Annotated in this window: 21 protein-coding genes and 1 pseudogene; 5 read left to right on the plus strand and 17 right to left on the minus strand. The window is 67.2% G+C overall.

The window, feature by feature from the left end:
- Nucleotides 1–360 precede the first annotated feature (360 nt).
- The gene (locus ITP53_RS56920) at nucleotides 361–1,611 is read left to right on the plus strand and encodes a cytochrome P450 (RefSeq protein ID WP_236050376.1); all 1,251 of its coding nucleotides are present in this window, start codon (nucleotides 361–363) and stop codon (nucleotides 1,609–1,611) included.
- Nucleotides 1,612–1,726: 115 nt separating this feature from the next.
- Here the strand turns inward: ITP53_RS56920 and ITP53_RS60930 are convergent, their stop codons facing one another.
- The 6 genes from ITP53_RS60930 to ITP53_RS02885 all read right to left on the minus strand — a co-directional run bounded on the left by ITP53_RS60930 (nucleotide 1,727) and on the right by ITP53_RS02885 (nucleotide 5,592).
- Nucleotides 1,727–1,885: a hypothetical protein gene (locus tag ITP53_RS60930; protein WP_407941209.1), complete on the minus strand. Its 159-nt coding sequence runs from the start codon at nucleotides 1,883–1,885 to the stop codon at nucleotides 1,727–1,729.
- Between the two features lie 166 nt (nucleotides 1,886–2,051).
- Nucleotides 2,052–2,621: an SRPBCC family protein gene (locus tag ITP53_RS02865; protein ID WP_207755472.1), complete on the minus strand. Its 570-nt coding sequence runs from the start codon at nucleotides 2,619–2,621 to the stop codon at nucleotides 2,052–2,054.
- A gap of 99 nt (nucleotides 2,622–2,720) precedes the next feature.
- Complete coding sequence (locus tag ITP53_RS56925) at nucleotides 2,721–2,990, minus strand: aldo/keto reductase (RefSeq protein ID WP_207755473.1); 270 nt, start codon at nucleotides 2,988–2,990, stop codon at nucleotides 2,721–2,723.
- Between the two features lie 15 nt (nucleotides 2,991–3,005).
- Complete coding sequence (locus tag ITP53_RS02875; RefSeq protein ID WP_195893692.1) at nucleotides 3,006–3,383, minus strand: SDR family NAD(P)-dependent oxidoreductase; 378 nt, start codon at nucleotides 3,381–3,383, stop codon at nucleotides 3,006–3,008.
- A 57-nt stretch (nucleotides 3,384–3,440) separates the two neighbouring features.
- Nucleotides 3,441–4,034, minus strand: coding sequence for an SDR family oxidoreductase (locus tag ITP53_RS02880; RefSeq protein WP_328813799.1), 594 nt, complete (start codon nucleotides 4,032–4,034; stop codon nucleotides 3,441–3,443).
- Between the two features lie 520 nt (nucleotides 4,035–4,554).
- A complete protein-coding gene (locus ITP53_RS02885; protein ID WP_195893694.1) occupies nucleotides 4,555–5,592 on the minus strand; it encodes an SDR family oxidoreductase in 1,038 nt (345 codons plus the stop codon).
- Between the two features lie 146 nt (nucleotides 5,593–5,738).
- Here ITP53_RS02885 and ITP53_RS02890 point away from each other — a divergent pair, with 146 nt between their 5' ends.
- Nucleotides 5,739–6,596, plus strand: a complete 858-nt coding sequence (locus ITP53_RS02890; RefSeq protein WP_195893695.1) for a helix-turn-helix domain-containing protein — start codon at nucleotides 5,739–5,741, stop codon at nucleotides 6,594–6,596.
- Between the two features lie 96 nt (nucleotides 6,597–6,692).
- On the opposite strand, the pseudogene ITP53_RS60935 reads toward ITP53_RS02890, so the two are convergent.
- The 4 genes and pseudogenes from ITP53_RS60935 to ITP53_RS02910 form a co-directional block, all read right to left on the minus strand.
- A pseudogene (locus tag ITP53_RS60935) lies at nucleotides 6,693–6,767 on the minus strand (ISAzo13-like element transposase-related protein); the annotation flags it as partial.
- 368 nt (nucleotides 6,768–7,135) lie between these two features.
- Nucleotides 7,136–7,315, minus strand: a complete 180-nt coding sequence (locus tag ITP53_RS02900) for a hypothetical protein (RefSeq protein WP_195893696.1) — start codon at nucleotides 7,313–7,315, stop codon at nucleotides 7,136–7,138.
- Between the two features lie 87 nt (nucleotides 7,316–7,402).
- Nucleotides 7,403–8,095, minus strand: coding sequence for a DUF4386 domain-containing protein (locus ITP53_RS02905; RefSeq protein WP_268960908.1), 693 nt, complete (start codon nucleotides 8,093–8,095; stop codon nucleotides 7,403–7,405).
- A gap of 518 nt (nucleotides 8,096–8,613) precedes the next feature.
- On the minus strand, nucleotides 8,614–9,213 hold the full coding sequence (locus ITP53_RS02910) for a hypothetical protein (RefSeq protein WP_195893698.1): 600 nt from the start codon (nucleotides 9,211–9,213) through the stop codon (nucleotides 8,614–8,616).
- 615 nt (nucleotides 9,214–9,828) lie between these two features.
- On the opposite strand from ITP53_RS02910, the gene ITP53_RS02920 reads away from it, so the two are divergent.
- Nucleotides 9,829–9,999 (plus strand): hypothetical protein, encoded by a 171-nt coding sequence (locus ITP53_RS02920; protein WP_195893699.1) that lies wholly within the window; start codon nucleotides 9,829–9,831, stop codon nucleotides 9,997–9,999.
- A 340-nt stretch (nucleotides 10,000–10,339) separates the two neighbouring features.
- Here ITP53_RS02920 and ITP53_RS02925 read toward each other — a convergent pair whose 3' ends face one another.
- From ITP53_RS02925 to ITP53_RS02955, 6 genes are all read right to left on the minus strand, one after another.
- Nucleotides 10,340–11,269, minus strand: coding sequence for an LLM class F420-dependent oxidoreductase (locus tag ITP53_RS02925; protein WP_195893700.1), 930 nt, complete (start codon nucleotides 11,267–11,269; stop codon nucleotides 10,340–10,342).
- 298 nt (nucleotides 11,270–11,567) lie between these two features.
- Nucleotides 11,568–12,098, minus strand: a complete 531-nt coding sequence (locus tag ITP53_RS02935; RefSeq protein ID WP_195893701.1) for an SDR family NAD(P)-dependent oxidoreductase — start codon at nucleotides 12,096–12,098, stop codon at nucleotides 11,568–11,570.
- 164 nt (nucleotides 12,099–12,262) lie between these two features.
- The gene (locus ITP53_RS02940; RefSeq protein WP_195893702.1) at nucleotides 12,263–13,150 is read right to left on the minus strand and encodes an NmrA family NAD(P)-binding protein; all 888 of its coding nucleotides are present in this window, start codon (nucleotides 13,148–13,150) and stop codon (nucleotides 12,263–12,265) included.
- 248 nt (nucleotides 13,151–13,398) lie between these two features.
- Nucleotides 13,399–13,965: an NAD(P)H-dependent oxidoreductase gene (locus ITP53_RS02945; RefSeq protein ID WP_195893703.1), complete on the minus strand. Its 567-nt coding sequence runs from the start codon at nucleotides 13,963–13,965 to the stop codon at nucleotides 13,399–13,401.
- Entirely contained in the window at nucleotides 13,962–15,029 is a 1,068-nt protein-coding gene (locus ITP53_RS02950) for an LLM class flavin-dependent oxidoreductase (protein ID WP_195893704.1), read from the minus strand. Before ITP53_RS02950 ends, ITP53_RS02945 begins: the two co-directional genes overlap by 4 nt.
- Nucleotides 15,030–15,108: 79 nt before the next feature.
- Complete coding sequence (locus ITP53_RS02955; protein WP_195893705.1) at nucleotides 15,109–15,675, minus strand: YceI family protein; 567 nt, start codon at nucleotides 15,673–15,675, stop codon at nucleotides 15,109–15,111.
- A gap of 108 nt (nucleotides 15,676–15,783) precedes the next feature.
- Between ITP53_RS02955 and ITP53_RS02960 the strand changes: the two genes are divergently transcribed.
- Nucleotides 15,784–16,251: a MarR family winged helix-turn-helix transcriptional regulator gene (locus ITP53_RS02960; protein ID WP_328813806.1), complete on the plus strand. Its 468-nt coding sequence runs from the start codon at nucleotides 15,784–15,786 to the stop codon at nucleotides 16,249–16,251.
- Between the two features lie 90 nt (nucleotides 16,252–16,341).
- On the opposite strand, the gene ITP53_RS02965 is transcribed toward ITP53_RS02960, so the two are convergent.
- Nucleotides 16,342–17,190, minus strand: a complete 849-nt coding sequence (locus ITP53_RS02965; protein ID WP_195893707.1) for a helix-turn-helix transcriptional regulator — start codon at nucleotides 17,188–17,190, stop codon at nucleotides 16,342–16,344.
- Nucleotides 17,191–17,290: 100 nt separating this feature from the next.
- Between ITP53_RS02965 and ITP53_RS02970 the strand changes: the two genes are divergently transcribed.
- Nucleotides 17,291–18,028, plus strand: a complete 738-nt coding sequence (locus ITP53_RS02970) for an SDR family NAD(P)-dependent oxidoreductase (RefSeq protein ID WP_195893708.1) — start codon at nucleotides 17,291–17,293, stop codon at nucleotides 18,026–18,028.
- Nucleotides 18,029–18,034 lie beyond the last annotated feature (6 nt).

The following is an 18,034-nucleotide window of genomic DNA, read 5'->3' on the forward strand; positions in this document are numbered from 1 at the left end:
GATCGTGCCGCGCCACTGCGGATACCGAGCACGGCTCCCATGGCCCGCCTCAGCGGGAGGCTCCAGGCTCTGGTCCAGGGGCGCGTGGGAGGAGGACATGGCTCAGCCTCCGCGGAGATACGGGGCACGAGGACAATACTGGGCCATGCGAGTGTGTCCAGTAACCCGTACAGTCCCGGCCATGCCGTTCGTTCCGACCGAAGGCTGCCAGTGGTGGGCGTGGGGACTGGGGTTGGCACGTTCAGGCGGTCGCGGCCGCCCTCGCGTCTCCCCGTGGCCACAAATGGGGCCTCGGCATCGAGAACGGGCCGTGGGGCCTGTACGGTTCACCGAAATCCAGGTCCTGGTCAGGAGTCCCACATGAACATGACGATCGAACAGGCGGGGCTCATGCTCGCCGACCCCGCCTCCTACACCGACGAGGCGCGCCTGCACCAGGCGCTCGCCCTGCTGCGCGGACAGGCCCCGGTCCACCTCGTGGCGGCCCCCGGATACCGGCCTTTCTACGCCGTCACCCGGCACGCCGACATCATGCAGATAGAACGCGACAACGCCCTGTGGCTCAACGAGCCACGCCCGATCCTCGCGAAGAGAGAGTTCGAGGAACTCGCCAGAGGGCGGGCGGCCGAGGGCATCGCGCTGAAGACCCTGGTGCACATGGACGACCCGGAGCACCGGGTGGTCCGCGCGATCGGCGCCGACTGGTTCCGCCCCAAGGCGATGCGCGCCCTGGAGGCCCGGGTCCAGGACCTCGCGCGCCGCTACGTCGACCGCATGGCCGACTACGGCGGCGAGTGCGACTTCGCCACCCGGATCGCGGTGCACTACCCGCTGTACGTGATCCTCTCGCTGCTCGGCCTGCCCGAGTCCGACTTCCCGCGGATGCTCAAGCTCACCCAGGAACTGTTCGGCGGCGCCGACGAGGAGAACAGGCGCGGCGCGAGCGCCGAGGAGCAGTTCGCGGTGCTGCTGGACTTCTTCGCCTACTTCAAGGAGCTCACTGCCACCCGTCGCGCCCACCCGACCGATGACCTGGCCTCCGCCATCGCCAACGCCACGGTGGACGGCAGGCCGCTCGACGACCTTCAAACGGCCTCCTACTACGTCATCATCGCCACCGCCGGGCACGACACCACCAGCTCCACCGTGGCCGGCGGGCTCCACGCCCTCATCGAGCACCCCGGCCAACTGGCCTGGTTGCGCGCGAACCCCGACCTGCTGCCGCTGGCGGTCGACGAGATGATCCGCTGGGTCACCCCCGTCAAGGAGTTCATGCGGACTGCGGCGGCCGACACCAGCCTGAACGGCGTGCAGATCAGCGCAGGCGAGTCCGTCCTGCTGTCGTATCCATCGGCCAACCGCGACGAAGCGGTGTTCAGCGACCCGTTCCGCTTCGACGTCGGCCGCGACCCCAACCGGCACCTCGCCTTCGGGTTCGGCGTGCACTACTGCCTGGGCGCGGCGCTGGCCCGGATGGAGCTGCGGGCGCTGTTCGCCGAGCTGCTGCCCCGCCTGGACACCGTCGAACTCGCCGGACAACCGGAATGGACCGCCACGACCTTCGTCGGCGGCATCAAGCACCTGCCCATCCGGTACAAGCTGCGCCGGTGACGGATGCCAGGCGTGGTCCCCGAGCCGGTAGGCCGCCTCGGGGGCGCGGCATCGCCCGGCTCTACTGGACAACGTTCGTGTCCTACGGGATCGACGGCGCGTGGACGGCCGGGGCTCAGACCCGCATCGTCGACGGTCCGCGGTTGGCCCAGAGCCGGTAGGGGATCGCCCTGGGCGCGGCCTTGGTCCGTGAACACGCACGCCAGTGCTGGGAGTGGACGCTGGAGCTCTTCGACAAGGTTGGCCGCTCAACCGAGGAGTTACGCCGCCGCATCGCCGAACTGCCCGCTTCAACCAGATGAACCCTAGGTGTTCACCTCTCCTTCAGTGACGTGACCGCGCTCACGAGGCCGAGGTCTCCAGGGTGAGGGTGTCGATGTCGAACAGGGAGCCGCTGCCGCCGGTGAAGACCAGATGGAGAGGTCCGCTGGCGGTGCCGGTCAGGGGTGGAGAGGTTCTGGAAGTTCTCCCAGCCGCCGGTGACGGGGAACGGTGAGTGAGCCGATATCGTGCTCGCGCCCGTGCTGCTTGGCCGCTACGCCGTCACGGCGCGGCCCGGCGAAGGCCCGGCACGGGACACCGAGTGGTTGCCCGGCACCGACGACCTGTTTCAATGCAGCCAGACCGTCGGCGTAGATGCCGTGGAACAGGGCGATCGCCTCGTCGTCGGTGGTGGCGCCCACGGGTGTGAAGCTGCCCGACCACTCCACCCGGCACCCCCGGTGCCCGGGTGCCTCGCGTACCGCGAGTGTCGACCGGTAGCCGGTCACCGGGAAGGGCGACTGGACGAAGGAGTAGGTGTACGTACGCGCCCGCTCGTCGAACGTCTCCAGGCGCTCGACGATGACATCGCCCCCCTTGCTGGTGAGTCTGCGGACGCGGCCGCCCTCGGCCAGGTCGCTTGCCGGGATGTACGGCAGCCAGTCGGGCAGCGAGCCGAAGCCGCCGATCAGCCGCCACACGTGCTCGGCCGGGACAGGCAGGTCGATGGATGCGCTGGTGGTGGCCATGGGAACCCTCCACAAGCCGGAGGCGGATGTCTGCAGTCGGGAGACGGGCACCGAAGCGTCTCGTGAGCCCGCTCGGAACGGGTGCGGTTGCGCGTGTGGTCAGGTGGTGGGCACCGGAGCGTCGGGCGCGATCAGGCGCTCCTGGCGCAGGGCCGTCCAGAACTCTGCCGGGATCCGCTCGCTGATCGCGGCGACGTCCTCGGCGACGTGGTCGGGCTTGGTGGAGCCGGGAATGGCCGCGCGGGCGGCGGGGTGAGCCAGCGAGAACTGCAGCGCGGCGGCCTTGACGCTGATGCCGTACTGCCGGCAGACGGCCCTGATGCGGTCCACCTTGGCGGCCGGCGTCTGGACCCCCGACTCACTGCTCACGAAGATCACCCGGCCCTACCCGCGGCCGGCCATCCGCGGGGTGTAGTGCCGCGCCAGCCGTACCCCGGACAACACGTTCACCTCGTAGATCCGCAGCCACTCCTCGTCGGTGATCTCGAACACCGGCCGGGTGACGAACATCCCCACGTTGTTGACCAGGATGTCGGCATCGGGGAGCTGCTCGACCAGCGCGGCCGCCCCTTCGGCGGTGCCGACGTCGGCCGTGATCCCGCCCACCCCGAGGCGTTTCGTGGTCTCCGCCACGCTGCCGGGCTCCCGACCGTTGATCACGACCTCGGCGCCCGCGCCCGCCAGCGCCTGCGCGGTGGCCTCCCCGATCCCCGAGGTGGACCCGGTGACCAGTGCCGTACGCCCACTCAGATCGATCTTCATCGCACTGATCACCCTTCCTCTCCCGCTGTACGGTGCCGGCGCACGCGGCGAGCGCCGTCAGGTGGGCTGCCCGGTCGGCATGACGATGACCTCCTGCAGATTCGCCTGCGGTGGCAAGGCCGCGATGAAGCCGACGACCTGGGCGATGTCCTGCGGCGTGAGCCACTCCATCGCGACGAAGGCCTTGGTGCCGGAGTAGACGGCGAAGTTCGGGAAGATGTTGTGCGCCGCGATCGAAGCCGTGTTGATCAGATCGGCCACCCCACGCGCTCCCGCAGCCCGGATGAGTTGCGGGACGAAGGCGCCGATGGTGTTCATCAACCCCTTGATGTTCAGGTCGATCTGGTGCCGCCACTGATCGGTACGCCGCTCCTCGATCGGCGCCGGCAGCATGACGCCCGCGTTGTTGAACAACAGGTCCACAGCACCCAGCTCCGCCTCCACCGCATCGGCGGCGGCCCGCACCCGGGCCGCGTCCGTTACATCGGCGGCGATCTCCATCGCGCTGCCGCCGTTCTTCTCGATCCGGGCGACCAGGTCCTCCAGGCGCCCCTCGCGCCGCGCCACAACCGCGACCTTGGCACCCAGCCACGCCAGATGCTCGGCAGCGGCCTCACCGATACCGCTGGACGCCCCGGTGACGACGGCCACACGCCCACCCAAAGGCCTGGCATAACTCTGAGCGGCCATGACGGATCCGCTCCTTCCCCCGGCACCCCGTCCTCCATATCCAGGCAGAGATCCACCATTCAGGATTTTGCGGAACACTTGCCCAACATTGAGGCTGGCCGCACCGGAACTACGCCGGGCTCCCGTGGCTGGTGCGTGCCGAGCCGCAGGATCAGCAATCTCCGGGCTATCCCTCAGCACGGCACAGGGCCGCCTGAACCGCCGACACGGTCCCAAGTTCATGGCGTTGCGGATGGCGTGCCTGGTGATCGCGTGCGAGCGGTAGACGCCACGAGAACATACCGCTCGGCGGCCCGCCAGAGCTCGTCTTCCTCGGCGTAGCCGTCCGTGCGCGAACGACGTTGGTCCTTTCTCGGCAGCTCGCCGTGTCCGACGGCTCTCATGCTCATCAGGGCCTTGGTGCGGAGTATGACAATCACGAGAAAGACCCAGAACGGCCCGGGCTGCCGCTGTCATCCGGCGGTCCGGCCCGCTCACTTGGTCAAGCCTTGACGAGCGACTTGGCGATCATGCTGTCGGCGGACGCGATGATCGCCTCCAAGGACGTTCGCGGCTGCAGTCCCAGGAGCCTGCGTGCCTTCTCGTTCGACACGCGCTTGACATAGCCAAGGTCCGCGGCGACGGGCTTGAACTCCGCCTTGAAGAGTGCGGTGAGACGGACGACCACATTGGGGATGGAGCGAGTCGGGACGCGCTTCGCCGCATCGCCGAAATGCTCGCGGAGGATGGCGCCGATCCCCTTCATCGCGATGGCAGCCTCACCACTTGCAACAAGGAATCGCTGGCCGGCGGCACCCGGTGCGGTCATCGCCGCGACATGCGCGGCCGCGACGTCGCGAACGTCGACCACCGGGACGTACATGTTCGGGTATCCGGGCATCTCACCGTTCAGGCTGCGCTGGACGATGTGGTTCGCGCCGGAGACGGCCTTGCCCATGACGGGTCCCATGATGGCCACCGGGCAAATCGTGGTCAGCTCGGTGCTGCCTCCCTCAGCACGGATGAAGTCCCAAGCCGCTCGTTCGGCGAGGACTTTGCTCTTGCCGTACGCATCGATGCCCGGGCCGTCAAGGGGCGACCAGTCGTCCTCAGTGAAGACATGGTCGATGTGGCCGTGCCCGAACCCGACGGCGTGGAAGGCCGACGTCAGCACGACACGCTTGACACCGGCATCGCGGGCCGCCAGGAGGACACGCAGGGTGCCCTCGCGCGCCGGGGTGATGACCTCGTTCTCATCCTTCACGTTCTCGGTGTGGATCGGTGAGGCGACGTGCAGGACGTAGTCGACGCCTTCGACCGCCTCGGCCCAGCCGGCGTCGTTCGTCAGGTCCGCCTCCACGAAGCTCAGGGCGGCACCGCGGCGCATCCCCGCTCCTTCCAGGACGGCACGGATCTCGTTCTCGCGACGGAGGGAGCGAACGGTGGTGCGGACGTCGTAGCCCCGTTCGAGCAACCGCAGGATGCAGTGCCCGGCGACGAAGCCGGATCCGCCGGTGACGAGGGCGTGCTCTCGAGTCATGGGCCATTCCTTTCGAGGTGAACGGCTGCGTCTTTCCAGCCGGGATCAACGTTCCGCGGGCCGGCGTCGGCGAACCAGGCTCCCCGTGACACTGGTAGTGGCAGGGAGTAGCCAGGCCGAGCCACCCTGCGGTTACCGTGAGAGGTATGACAGATGAGCCGAACGTTCTTGGCGAGTACCTCCGAGCTCGCCGCGAGCTCGTCACTCCCGAGCAGGTCGGGATCCCGATGAGCGGAACTCGCCGCGTCCCGGGACTGCGCCGCGAAGAGGTCGCGATGCTCTCTGGGATCAGCGCGGAGTACTACCTGCGCCTCGAGCAGGGCCGCGACCGCAACCCGTCGGTCCAGGTGCTCAAGTCGATTGGACATGTCCTGCAGCTTGAGGACGACACGTACCTACTCGGCCTCGCGGTGGAGCGACCGCGTCGGAATCGAGGGAAAGTCCGGCGCGAGACCGTTCCAGCGAGCACCGCCCGATTTGTCGCAGAACTTCCGTTTCCTGCTTTCATCGAAGGTCGATACCTGGACGTGCTCGTGGCCAACTCGCTCGCCGCGGCGATCTCGCCGCGGCTGCGGGTAGGACGGAATCGGCTTCGTGACGTCTTCCTCGACCCCGCGGAACAAGCCCTCTTCTCGAACTGGGAGGGCGCCGCAGCCGGACTGCTCGCTGGGTTCCGCCGGTCAGTCGCGGGCAAGATCGACGACCCACGGGTCATCGAGCTCGTCGGTGAGCTCACACTCGCGAGCCCAGAGTTTCGCCGCCTGTGGGCACGTCACGACGTCGGCCCACGCGCCGGAGCGACCGTGACATTCCACCACCCGCAGGTCGGCGCCATCCGGCTCGACCGCGAGAAACTCGCCGTCAGCGGCACCGAGGGCGCGATGCTTGTCGTCTATCACCCCGAGCCCCAGACGGACAGCGGCGAAAAGCTCACCCTCCTCGCCTCCATGGCCGCGCCGGCAGCAATCGCGCACAGCGACGACTCTGCGTCCATCAGGTCGTAACGCGACCGCGACCGCCGCCGGCGTACCGCCGGCCGAGATCGGGCGATACTCGACGCCGATCCTGGCCGGTTCGCCGCCGCACTCGTCGACGTCACACTTCGACGTCCCGGGCGGGAAGTGACACACGGTGATGGCCAAACCGGTCTCGGCGGCCCAGGCCGCGAGCTCGGAAGCTGCGACTTGTTCAGGTGAACTTCAAAGCTCGCGATGACTCAGCCCTCGGCCGGTTTTCGGCGGCGGCGCTCGGCTGGGGTGTTCCAGCGAGGGACCCGGCGTGACCAACCTCGCGCCCGAGGGCCTCGTCTGGCCGGACCCCGCCGGCTTCTACATCGATCGCAGAGCTTCTTCACCTGCGGGTCGTGCAACGGCTCCTCAGTGGCCTCGTCGTCGATCAGCGACTATGAAGGGAATGCTGGTACCGTCGCCCGGCGAAGGTTCAAGCCGGGACGGTAACTGAGGCCCCGAGTCGACCGGTTCAGGCGCATTACCGGCCAAAGGTGCCACTACTCAGTTCCGGCCCGGTGCCGCTCCGTCGGCGGTTACTTCATCCAACCGCCGATCCCGTCCCAGTACGTTTCTATCTTGCGCAGAATCGTCGTGCCGCCGAGGACATCGGCACGCTGAGCGCGCTGGAGGGATAGCCCCGCCTGCCCATCGATGGCAGCGATGTGGGCGGTCGCCTCGTATCGAACGGCGAGTTTGTCGAACGGGGTGGCCACGCCGCGAGATCGACTCCGCGGGTCGCATGACGCGACGAAGTTCTCGGCACCCACAGGACGTCGCAACAAGGCGGGACGACGTGCACGTCAGCCGCGCCGGTGGCCCGTGGGCAATGCCTTTGTATCGAATCCTCTTGTGATCAACCATATGGCCAAGACCAAGCTTTGCAGGGCCAGCGGCGCATTTATTGATAGGTATAGTGGCGTGACGACATCAGTCAGACGAAACAGCACCAAGAAGCTCGCCGACATGGCCAGGACGACTCCAAGAAGTCCCCAGGCAGACAACCAACGTGGGACAATTCTCGACCGATATAGAATAGCGAAAAATAGGAGATCTCCGAGGCCCAGTGAGAGGATCAATGCGACATGATTCACCAAGTCGCGCGCCATCCGCAGCAACTCACCTATGACCTCGAGGCGGACCGCGTCTGAAGCACCGGCGTGGGCAAATTCCTGGCCCAGCACAAGGAACAAAGGCAAGAGAAGCACGCCGACAAAATGGAACGTCGCCGCGATCAGTCTGAATCCAAGGAAGCCCAGACTGAGCGCTTCGTTCTCCATCCGCAATGTCGGATACAGGTACAGTGCAAACCCGACATAGGCGGGGATCATGATGAACTGAGAAACTGCGCCGACGATGACCTGGCGCTCATGTGCAGAAATGAGATGGAGATAGCGCGGCTCCTCGAGAACGGGAACAACACTTAGCACCCCGGCGATCATGCCCACGATGACCAGTGCACCGGCAATTACGGTTGCCCGCCTGTTTGTATTCATAACACTTTTCCGGTATGCCGCAGGCTGGCTGCGCCTTATCTTACATCTGTAAGGACGCTGCTGACGCTACCCTTACGGGCGTAAGGCCGCAAGGGTTCTGCTGCAGAAAGAAGTCCGGGTGCCCGGAGCGTCGACAGCCCGCCCGCCGCTCGGCCGGCAGCGCGTGATCGAGGCAGCGGTGGCCGTCGCCGACGAGCGGGGCGCGTCTCGGTGGTCAGCATGCGCGATGCCGCAGAGCGGTTCGGCGTCGAGGTCATGTCGCTGTACCGGCACGGCCCCCAACTCCAGGCTGGTCGAGTTCGACACGCCCGCGCCGACGGTGACGGTGATCGTGTCCGTGAGCAGGGTGCGACGACGTCACCGACCGGCCGGGACCTGTGCCTGGACCGGAAGCCGCGGGTGGGCCGGGACGTCGGGGAACCAGACGTAACACAGCTGGCAACTGATCCGGAACCGCCTGTGCGACGTTGTCGGCCACCCCGTGCCAGTCACGGACGTGCAGCCGTGATTCCCGGCTTCTAACCGCCCAGAGCGCTCTTCTCCAGGTCGACGCCGACGAACCGAGGGCCGGCGAAGTGATGCAGCGCGCCGATCACCTCTTCGTTCGGCGCCTCGACGTAGAGCAGGGAGATCGGCAGATACACGGGTACGCCCGGCCGCATCGGACGCAGCATCTGGGCGACCCGCGCCGAGCCGCTGCGGAACGCGATGTTCTCCTTCCAGCGCAGCACACCGATCGCGTCGATCTCGTTCCAGGAGAAGACGTTCGCTCGCCCCTGGACGTTCGCGATCGCGATCCCCTGACCGCCGATCGTGATCGTCCCCATCGCCTGCTTGCCGATCACACCTGTCCGCCTGGGCCGCAGGAACCGGCGCGCCACCACCATGATGCACGCGATCACGACGAGCCCGATCGGAACGATGCTCTGCGCCACCACCGACACGATCACGCCGCCGGCGAAGACCACCCCGAGGATGACCCAGACGACCGTGCCCAGCGTGCCGAACTTCTTGTTCAGCTTGGCCGTCCCCAGGTTGTACTGGACCTGCTGCGGCGGGTTCCGACTGGCCGGCGCGTACTGCCGGCGCTGGTCTTCAGGCTGGTAAGGCGTCGTCACGGTTCCGGGAGTCTGCCAGTCTTGTCCGGAGTTGTCCAACGTCTCAGCCGAGCGCCCGCGTGCTGTACCCGGAGCTCCTTGACGTCCTCGGCGACCACCCCGTCATCAATCGCCACCACCAAGGAGACGCACGATACCGCGGTGATGCGGCTGGTCCAGGCCGGGGTGATCCCGGTGAACTGGCTTGCCGTCGGATCCGAGCTTCTGCGCGGCTGGACCCGCGACGAGAAGACCGCGTCGGCCTTCGGTGAGGTGATCTACCAGCACCTCACCTCGTGGGGCACCAGAACGCGCTCACCACGATCATCCGGAAGAACGCGGCCAACTAGATCCAAGAGGGGCACAGCGCTGCGACCCGCGGGCCGGACACTTCGATCAGTTCGGGTCAGCGGGCCGTGGCGTAGACCTTCGCGACCCCGCGCACGAGCAACTCGTCGAAGAAGCAGCGGCCGATGCCGCGGTTCGCGCCGGTGACGAGGGCGATTGAGCCGGCGATGTTCATGGGTTCTCCCTCCATTGGTGGCGGACGCGATCGGATCTGCCCTGCCGGCCATACGCTAAGACTTGACGTTGACGTCAAAGCCCTGCGTCGACGCCGGGCACGCGGAACCTGAGGTGGTCGACAGCCTGCGCGCCGAACGTGCCCGCATCACCGTGAGCATCGCCGAGCTCGAGGAAGCGGGCAGGAAGCTGGATCAGGTGATCGAGCACGCCGTACGTCCGGATTCGGAACATTGCCAAGCAGGGCGCGAGCGGCCGACAAGCGAGACCACGGTGTCGGTCTGACCTCCGACTTCCGCAGGCCCAGCGACGAAGCCTGCGACAGCGCCGTGGCGTTGTCGGCGTAGTCCCCCGCCAACTCGATGGCCGCGGCCGTCACCGCGCGCGGCCCCCGGCGAGGGACTCGCCCACGTCCAGCCCTCATACCGGTCAGGACTCGTGACGTGCGGGACGGAACGCGCGGCGATGATCCATGGGCCGAGTCGGCTGCTCGACAACGCAGCCGCCGAGGCGTGCAACGCTGAGCGGAGTAGGGTGGCGGACCCTGATGATCGGTGGTGGCTGAGCCAGCCGATCGAAACAGGGCCCGCGTCCACTTGTCATCGTCCTGAAGACCGAGCGGCGTTCACACCCCGGCCGCACGCGCCTTCTCGTACACCTCGGCGGCGACGTCCTTCAACTCCTGGGCGTCGCGGGTGCCCTTCTGCAGATCGATGAGGATCTCGTCGAAGCCGATCCCGGCGTGCGGGACCAGGTCTTCGACGATCTGCTCAGCGTTGCCCTGGAAGAGGGCGCGGTCGTTTCCGTCGTACGGCTTGGGAGTGTACGCGGCGTTCGCCCGCAGCACCGTCTGGATCGGCTTGGTGCGCCCGCGTTCGGCCGCCAGTTCCTGCAGTTCGCGCCACTGGGCGGCAGTCTGCTCGGCGCCCATGGCCAACGGCAGCCAGCCGTCGGCGTGGTCGATGAGCCTGCGCTGGGCTTGCCTGTTGCCCCCGGCCAGCAGGATCGGAATCGGCCGGGCGGGCTTGGGGCCGACCACGGCCGACGCGATCCGGGCGATCTCGCCGTCGTAGGTCACCGGGTCTGGCCCCCACACCGCCCGGCAGACCTTGATCACCTCGTCCAGCACCTTGCCGCGCTCCTCGAAGGGCCGGACGCCCGCGGCGGCGTACTCGTCTAGGGACCATCCCGAGCCGAAGCCCGCGACCACCCGGCCACCGCTCGCCGCGTCCAGCGTGGCGAGGGTCCTGGCGAGTTGGAACGGCCCATGCAGCGGCGCCACCAGCACGGACGTGCCCAGATGGACCCGTTCGGTGGCCGCGGCCGCCAGGGACAGCGTGATCAGTGGCTCGGCCACGGAACGGTAGTCGTCGGGCCAGGCCAGGCCGGGAATGCCGAACAGGCCCTGGGTCGTGGGCTCGGGGAAGAGGGCCCGTTCATAGGCCCACAGGCTCCGGTATCCGATCTGCTCGGCAGTGCGTGCCACGTCGGGCACGTCCCTGCCGACGTCGTACTGATGGTTCTGAGGGAGGCCAAGTCCGAGTGCTGCGGTCACGATCCGTGAGCTCCTCAAATGGATTTGGTGATTGGTGTTTCGGGCAGGGCGCGTATGGCCTCTTGGGTGCCCGGATCGGGGATCGAGTCGGCGATTTCGGACTCGACGGCCCCGGGAGAGGTCGTGGTGACGCGGATGCTCGGGTCGACTTCCGGGCGCAGGCCCTCGGTGATGGCCCAGGCGGCGTACTTGGTGGCGCAGTAGACGGCGCCGTCAGGACATGCGTCGCGTTGAAGAGCGTGCCGTCCGCGGCTGTCTTCAGCCGGCTTGCCACAACCTCCCACCAGGGTTCACGGCGCTACAACTCCTCCAGGTAGCCTCCGTCGATGGCGACGTCCGCGCCGGTCGTGCTGCCCGAGCGTGGGGAGACCAGCAGGGCGATCGCGTCGGCGATCTCCTGGGCATGCACGAGGCGCCCGGTGACCAGCCGCATCATCTCAGGGGCGACCTTGGCGATGACGTCCTCCTTCGAGGTCCCGGTGAGGGCGCCGAACGCCTCGGCGGACCCGCCCTGCCTGGTCCACATGTCGCTGAGTGTCGGTCCTGGCGAGAGGGTGTTCACGCGGATGCCCTGGGCGCCGTACTCCTCGGAGACGGCCTTGCCGACGTGGTTCATGGCGGACTTGGCGGCGGCGTAGTCGATGTTCATGGCGCCGGGCTGCCTGGCGGAGCCCGAGGACACCACCGTGTCGGGCCACTCCTCCGCACGGGTCCGCGAGGTGGCCACGACGAGTGCCCCCTCCTCGGCCAGGGTGCGGACAATGGCCAGGCCGATGCCCTTGGACGCGCCGGTGACGATGGCGACACGACCGGACAATTCAAGATCCATGAAGTTCCTTTCGGTGTTCAGGCAGATCCGTCCATGAATGAAGAGGTACGAGCCGGCCCAACCTGATCAGGCGGTCACGAGCAAGGTTCTCGACATGAAGGGGAGAAAGTCTGTGCGCGCGTCGTCTTCGAGGCGGCCGGCTCGTACGTTCACCGCGATGAGTGTCATCTCGTGGCCCGCCGGAAGAACTCTTCGGCGCTGGTGGGCTTGACGCCGGGGTAGCGGTGGTTGTCGAGCGGGTCGAGCTTCCCCTTCCCGCTGACCATGGCCAAGTTGTACTGCAGCGGGATGTACGCCATCGAGTCGCCGGCCGCCTTGAGGCGTTCGATCTCGGCGCTGAGTTCCTCGATGCTGCCCAACTGCCGTGCCTCGAGCCGTCGTCCCGAGCCGCGCTCCATGGCCTGGTGCAGGTCCTTCATCGTCAGCTCATCCCCGACGAGTCGCACGGTGCGCCCGGCGGCCGAGGGGTCGAGGGCTACTTCGGCGGTCCACTCGGCGGTGTCGGCATAGGTGGAGAAGTCGACGGGCTGATCGCCGTCACCCCAGTAGCTGAAGGTGCCGGACTCCCAGTCGATCCACTGGAACCAGGGCATGTTCACCGTATCGAGGTAGGCGCCGATAAGGATCGGCGTGGATGCCACGGTGCTGTCGCGGGTGCGGTCGCCGGCCTTCTTGCGCAGGTCGACGAGGTCGTTGTCGCCGTAGTCGAGCCGGTCCATGGCCAGGGAGTAGTCCGAGGGGATCCAGCGCGGAACCCCGGCCTTCTCGGCGGCACGCAGCAGGTTGACCTGGCCGTCGACGAAGACGCCCGCATCCCCGAAGACGGTGGAGACGAGGACGTCCACTCCCTCCAGTGCGCGGGTGAGGCTGTCGTGGGAATCGCGGATGTCACCTTCCACGATCTCGATGGCCGAGTCGCCGGCCAACGCCTTGCGGCCCTCGGTGTTGCCGGGCCTGACGAGGGCGCGGACCCGCACGTCCCGCCGCCGCAGACTCTCGACGACCAAGCGGCCCAGATGGCCGGTGGAGCCGGCAACGAACACAGTAGTCATGGGTGCTCCCTGTAGGAGTGAGGTGATCATTAGGGCGATGTTTCAGAATCTAACAGTTGAATCTTAATCTATATGATTGAAAGATCAACAATATGGTCGACATCGAGGCCGTCGGTGGACGTGGCTGATCATCGCCGTCTACACCGAGCCGCGCCTCGTCAACGTCCTGCGCCAAGCCGAACTGCGAGGCGCCCCCGCGGTCGCCGTTGACACGCGGTGGAGCCGCAGTCGCACACCGTCGGAGGACGTTAAACCGCGGCGACCTCTTCGCGATCGGCCAGCGCCTTGAGCTGCGGCATGATGTCGTTCAAACCCACTTCGACGCGGCTGTACACCTCGCCGTTGAGGACCAGGGTGCCGTCGAAGTCGCCCGTATTGGCATAGAAGCCGACCGGCGCGGTCGCGGCCTGGAAGAAGCCGAAGAGCGGCCGGAGCTCGTGCTCGATGATGAGCGCATGCCGATCGCTTCCCCCGGTGGCCACCAGGATGACGGGCTTGTTCGCCAGGCCGTACTGGTCGACCAGGTCGAAGAAGTGCTTGAACATTCCGGAGTACGACGCTCGGAACACCGGTGTCGCCGCGACGACCACGTCGGCTTCTTCGACCAGCCGGATCTGGAGCTCGACCTCGGGCGATACGTCCTCGCGCATGGCGGCTCCGGTGAAGCTCGGCCCGAGCCGGTAGACGTCGACCTGATGGAGTTCGATCGGCAGGGCTTCGTTGAGCCGGGACGTGACGAGGCCGGCGAGGCCCATGGTCTTGGATCGCTCGTTCGGGCTGCCGTTGACGACGACGACTCTCAGGGTGCGGCTCATGCCGGGCTCCCGGCAGTGCGGGACAGCTCACGCCGCATCACCGGCGCGACCTCGGTGCCGAGACGTTCGATGGCGGCGAGATGGTCCCGCTGCGGCATGTGCCCGTAGCCGAGATGGAAAACGGCTCGGGTCACCCCGTAGAGTTCGTGGTAGGTCATCAACTTGTCGATGACCTCCTGCGCACTTCCCACGAGCAGCCCGCCGCCCGGTGTCGCCTGCGCGTCGAAGGCGGGTCGCGGCAAGTCGAATCCGGCTCCGCGCTGGTGGTTGTTTTCCCGCATACCCACCTTGAAATACGGATACATCGTGTCCCGAGCGCCCTGGCTGGTCGCGCCGACATAGCCGTGGGCGGTGATGCCGACCCGCGCGTCCGCCACCGGATGGCCGGCGGCCTCGAAGGCCTGGTAGTACTTCGCCACCCCGTCGGTGAACTGGCCGACTGGGCCGAGTAACAGGCCGAGTACCAGAGGCAGGCCCAGGGAACCCGCTCGGATGGCAGAGGCGGGAGTGCCTCCGCTGCCGATCCAGATCGGCAACTCGCCGACCGGCCGGGGAGCGATATCGAGTCCGGTGAGGTCACGCGTGTGCGGCCCGCCACGCCAAACCGCGGGGTTGCCGTCGCGGATCGCGAGAAGGGCGTCGAGCTTGTCCCGGTAAAGGTCCGCATAATCGGCGGTGTCGTAGCCGAACAACGGAAACGACTCGGTGAAGGAACCTCGACCGGCGATGAGTTCGGCCCGGCCGGCGGACAGCAGGTCCAAGGTCGCGAAGTTCTGGAAGACCCGGACCGGGTCCTCCGAGCCGAGCACGGTCACACCGCTGGTCAGACGGATGTGCTTCGTCCGGGCGGCTACCGTCGCCAAGATGACCGGCGGCGCCGAAGCGACGAAATCCGATCGGTGATGCTCACCGACGGCGTAGACGTCCAGACCGGCTTCGTCGGCGACGACCGCTTGCTCCACGATTTCGGCCATGCGGTCGTGTTGTGACATCAGCTTGCCGGTCGTGAGATCGGGGCTGATCTCGCCGAAGGTAATGATCCCAACTTCGAATGGAGGTGTCATTTCCGTCCTCGAATGCAACGTTGGCCATGAGGGATTTGGCCTTGCCACGGGCCCCGAGGGGCGATTTCGCCGTGACATGTCAGACAGGCTTGGTGGCGGCCAGCTCGAACTCCAACGTGATCTTGTCGCTGACCAGGGCACCACCGGTCTCCAGGGCGGCATTCCAGGTGATGCCGAAGTCCTTGCGGTTGATGACCGCAGAGCCTTCGAAGCCGATGCGGTGGTTGCCGAACGGGTCGACGACCCCGCCCTGGAATTCGAACGGCACAGTAACGGAGTTGGTGATGCCCCTGATGGTGAGGTCGCCGGTCAACTCCACCGTCTGCTCGCCCGTGACCCGGACTCCGGTGGAGACGAAGGTGATCTCCGGGAACTGGTCCATCGCCAGGAAGTCGCTGCTGCGCAGGTGCTCGTCACGCTGCTTGTTGCGGGTGTCGATGCTCGCGACCTTGATGGTGACGTGCGCGGTGGTATTGCCGTGCTCCGCCGCGTCGATGCCCACGCCGCCCTCGAACTCGTTGAACTGGCCGCGCACCTTGGTCACCAGCGCGTGCCGGGCCACGAACCCGATCCGAGTGTGGGCGACATCGAGGACGTAGTCGCCGGAGAGGGTGGACAGGTCGGTCGTCGTTGCGGTGCTGGTCACGTCGGTACTCCTGAAATCCGTGAGCGCCACCCTGTTGGTGACACGTCATCTACATGACATGGACCATACATGATGTGTCACCTACTCTGCTACACTGAAGGTGTGGCTGTGACGAATGACATCCCCTGGCTGAACGATGACGAGCAGTACATGTGGCGACAATGGATGGGCCTGAACGCGGAGCTCCTGGCAAAGCTCAACCGCGACATGCAGACCGACGCTGGGCTGTCCAACCCCGACTACCAGGTGCTCGTCGTGCTGACCGACTCCGCCGAAGGACGAATCCGGGTATCCGACCTGGCCGCGTCGTTGCAGTGGGAACGCAGCCGGGTGTCCCACCACGTCGCGCGGATGGAGAAACGAGACCTGGTGTCCCGACTTGGCTGCCCGGACGACGGTCGCGGTGCCTTCGTCCGCATCACCGAGGCGGGGCGAGCGGCCATCGAACGTGCCGCGCCGGGTCATGTACGCGCCGTACGACACCTGGTTTTCGACGCACTCACCGCGGATGAGGTAGCTCAGCTCGGCGAGATCTTCCACCGTCTGCGCTCTCGCGCCGGCCTGTCAACCGAATGAAGCACGGGCGGGCCCTGTGCCTGCCGAAAACTCCGTCCGTGCAGTTCAAGCGGCATGCTGGTATTCGCCGATCACGGCACCGAAGCGGCCCTAGCGACTCACACCCAGTCGTTCGGTGCCGGTGACACACAGCATGTCGAGGGCCGAGGCCTCGCGCGTGCCGGTCGCCGCCGAGTAGACGATCATCGACTGGTCGGTGTCCGGCAGCAGCAGGGTGTCGCAGTCCAGGACGAGAAGCCCGAGGTCGGGGTGGTTGACCGTCTTGTGCATCGACCGCCACAGCGTCGAGCGTCCCTCCTCCCACATGATCCGGAATCGCTCGCTGCCGGTGAGCAGCTCATCGACCAGCGATCGCAGGTCCGGGTCGTGCGGATAGCGGGAAAGCGCGGTGCGCAGCGACCCGACGGCCTGCTGCGCCGTCGTCTCGTCCTCCTCGGGAGCGAGCGCCACGTGAGCGCCACCGGTGCCGAGGAACCGTTGCCAGATGATGTTGCGCTGCCGCTCGGGCCAGCGACTCAGATCGCCGAGGAGCGCCTCGGCCATCGGGTTCTGTGCCAGCACGTCGCTCTTGGCCGACAACACGAGTGCCGGCAGGTCGGTCAGCCGTTGGAGCAGACGCAGCATGCTCGGCCGGATCGACATCTCGACCCGGCCGGCGAGCGGCGGGGCGCTGCCGGCCAGGCGGAAGACCTGGTCGCGTTCGTCGCTCTCGAGCCGAAGCGCCTGGGTCAGAGCGGTCAGCACCTGGGCGGACGGCTGCGGCCCGCGGCCCTGCTCGAGGCGTACGACATAGTCGACGCTCAGCCCGGCGAGCTGGGCCACCTCCTCGCGACGCAGCCCGGCCACCCGCCGCCGCGGGCCGGTCGGCAGGCCGACCTCCTCAGGCACGATGCGTGCCCGTGCGGCCTTGAGAAGGCGGGCGAGCTCGAGACGATCCATGCGTCCATTCTCCACCCGTCCAGCACGGACATCCTGGTACGGCCGCTCCTAGTCTCAGGCATCTCTGGATGGCTCCCGGCCGGTCCGGCATCGTCGAGGCATGAGCGAATCACACAGCACCTCCAGCAGCACGACCACCGTCTTGATCACCGGCGGTAACAAGGGCCTGGGCTACGAGACGGCGCGCCGCCTCGGCGCACTCGGTTGGCGCATCTTCCTCGGGTCGCGCGACGAGGCCCGCGGCCGTGAGGCGAGCGAGCGGCTCGCCGCCGGCGGCGCGGAGGTGACCTTCGTCCAGCTGGACGTCACCTCCGACGACTCGGTCGCCGCGGCCGTCCAGACCGTGCGCGAGAGCACCGACCGGCTCGACGTACTGATCAACAACGCGGGGATCACCGGCGAGCTCATCGGCCCCGCGGCGACCCTGCCGCAGCACCTCGTTCCCGTCTTCGGCGTCAACGTGGTCGGTACGGTCCGCGTGACGCACGCGTTCCTGCCGCTGCTGCGCGCCGGGCACGACCCACGGGTCGTGATGGTCTCCAGCGGCGCCGGATCGCTGACGATCATCACAGACCCCGAGCGGAAGGAGTCGACCTTCCCCCACTTGATGTACCCGACGTCCAAGGCCGCCCTCAACATGATCACCATCCAGTACGCCAAGGCCATACCGGAGATCCGCTTCAACCTCGCCGACCCCGGATTCACCGCCACCGACCTCAACGGCCACCAGGGCACCCAGACGGTCAGCGAGGGCACCGACGCCATCGTCGAACTGGCGGTCACCTCCCCCGGGCAGACCGGGCAGTACCGCGATCGCGACGGCGCCCTCCCCTGGTGAGGGCGC

This window comes from Nonomuraea cypriaca, from assembly GCF_015645445.1.
GTDB classification, from domain to species: Bacteria; Actinomycetota; Actinomycetes; order Streptosporangiales; family Streptosporangiaceae; genus Nonomuraea; species Nonomuraea cypriaca.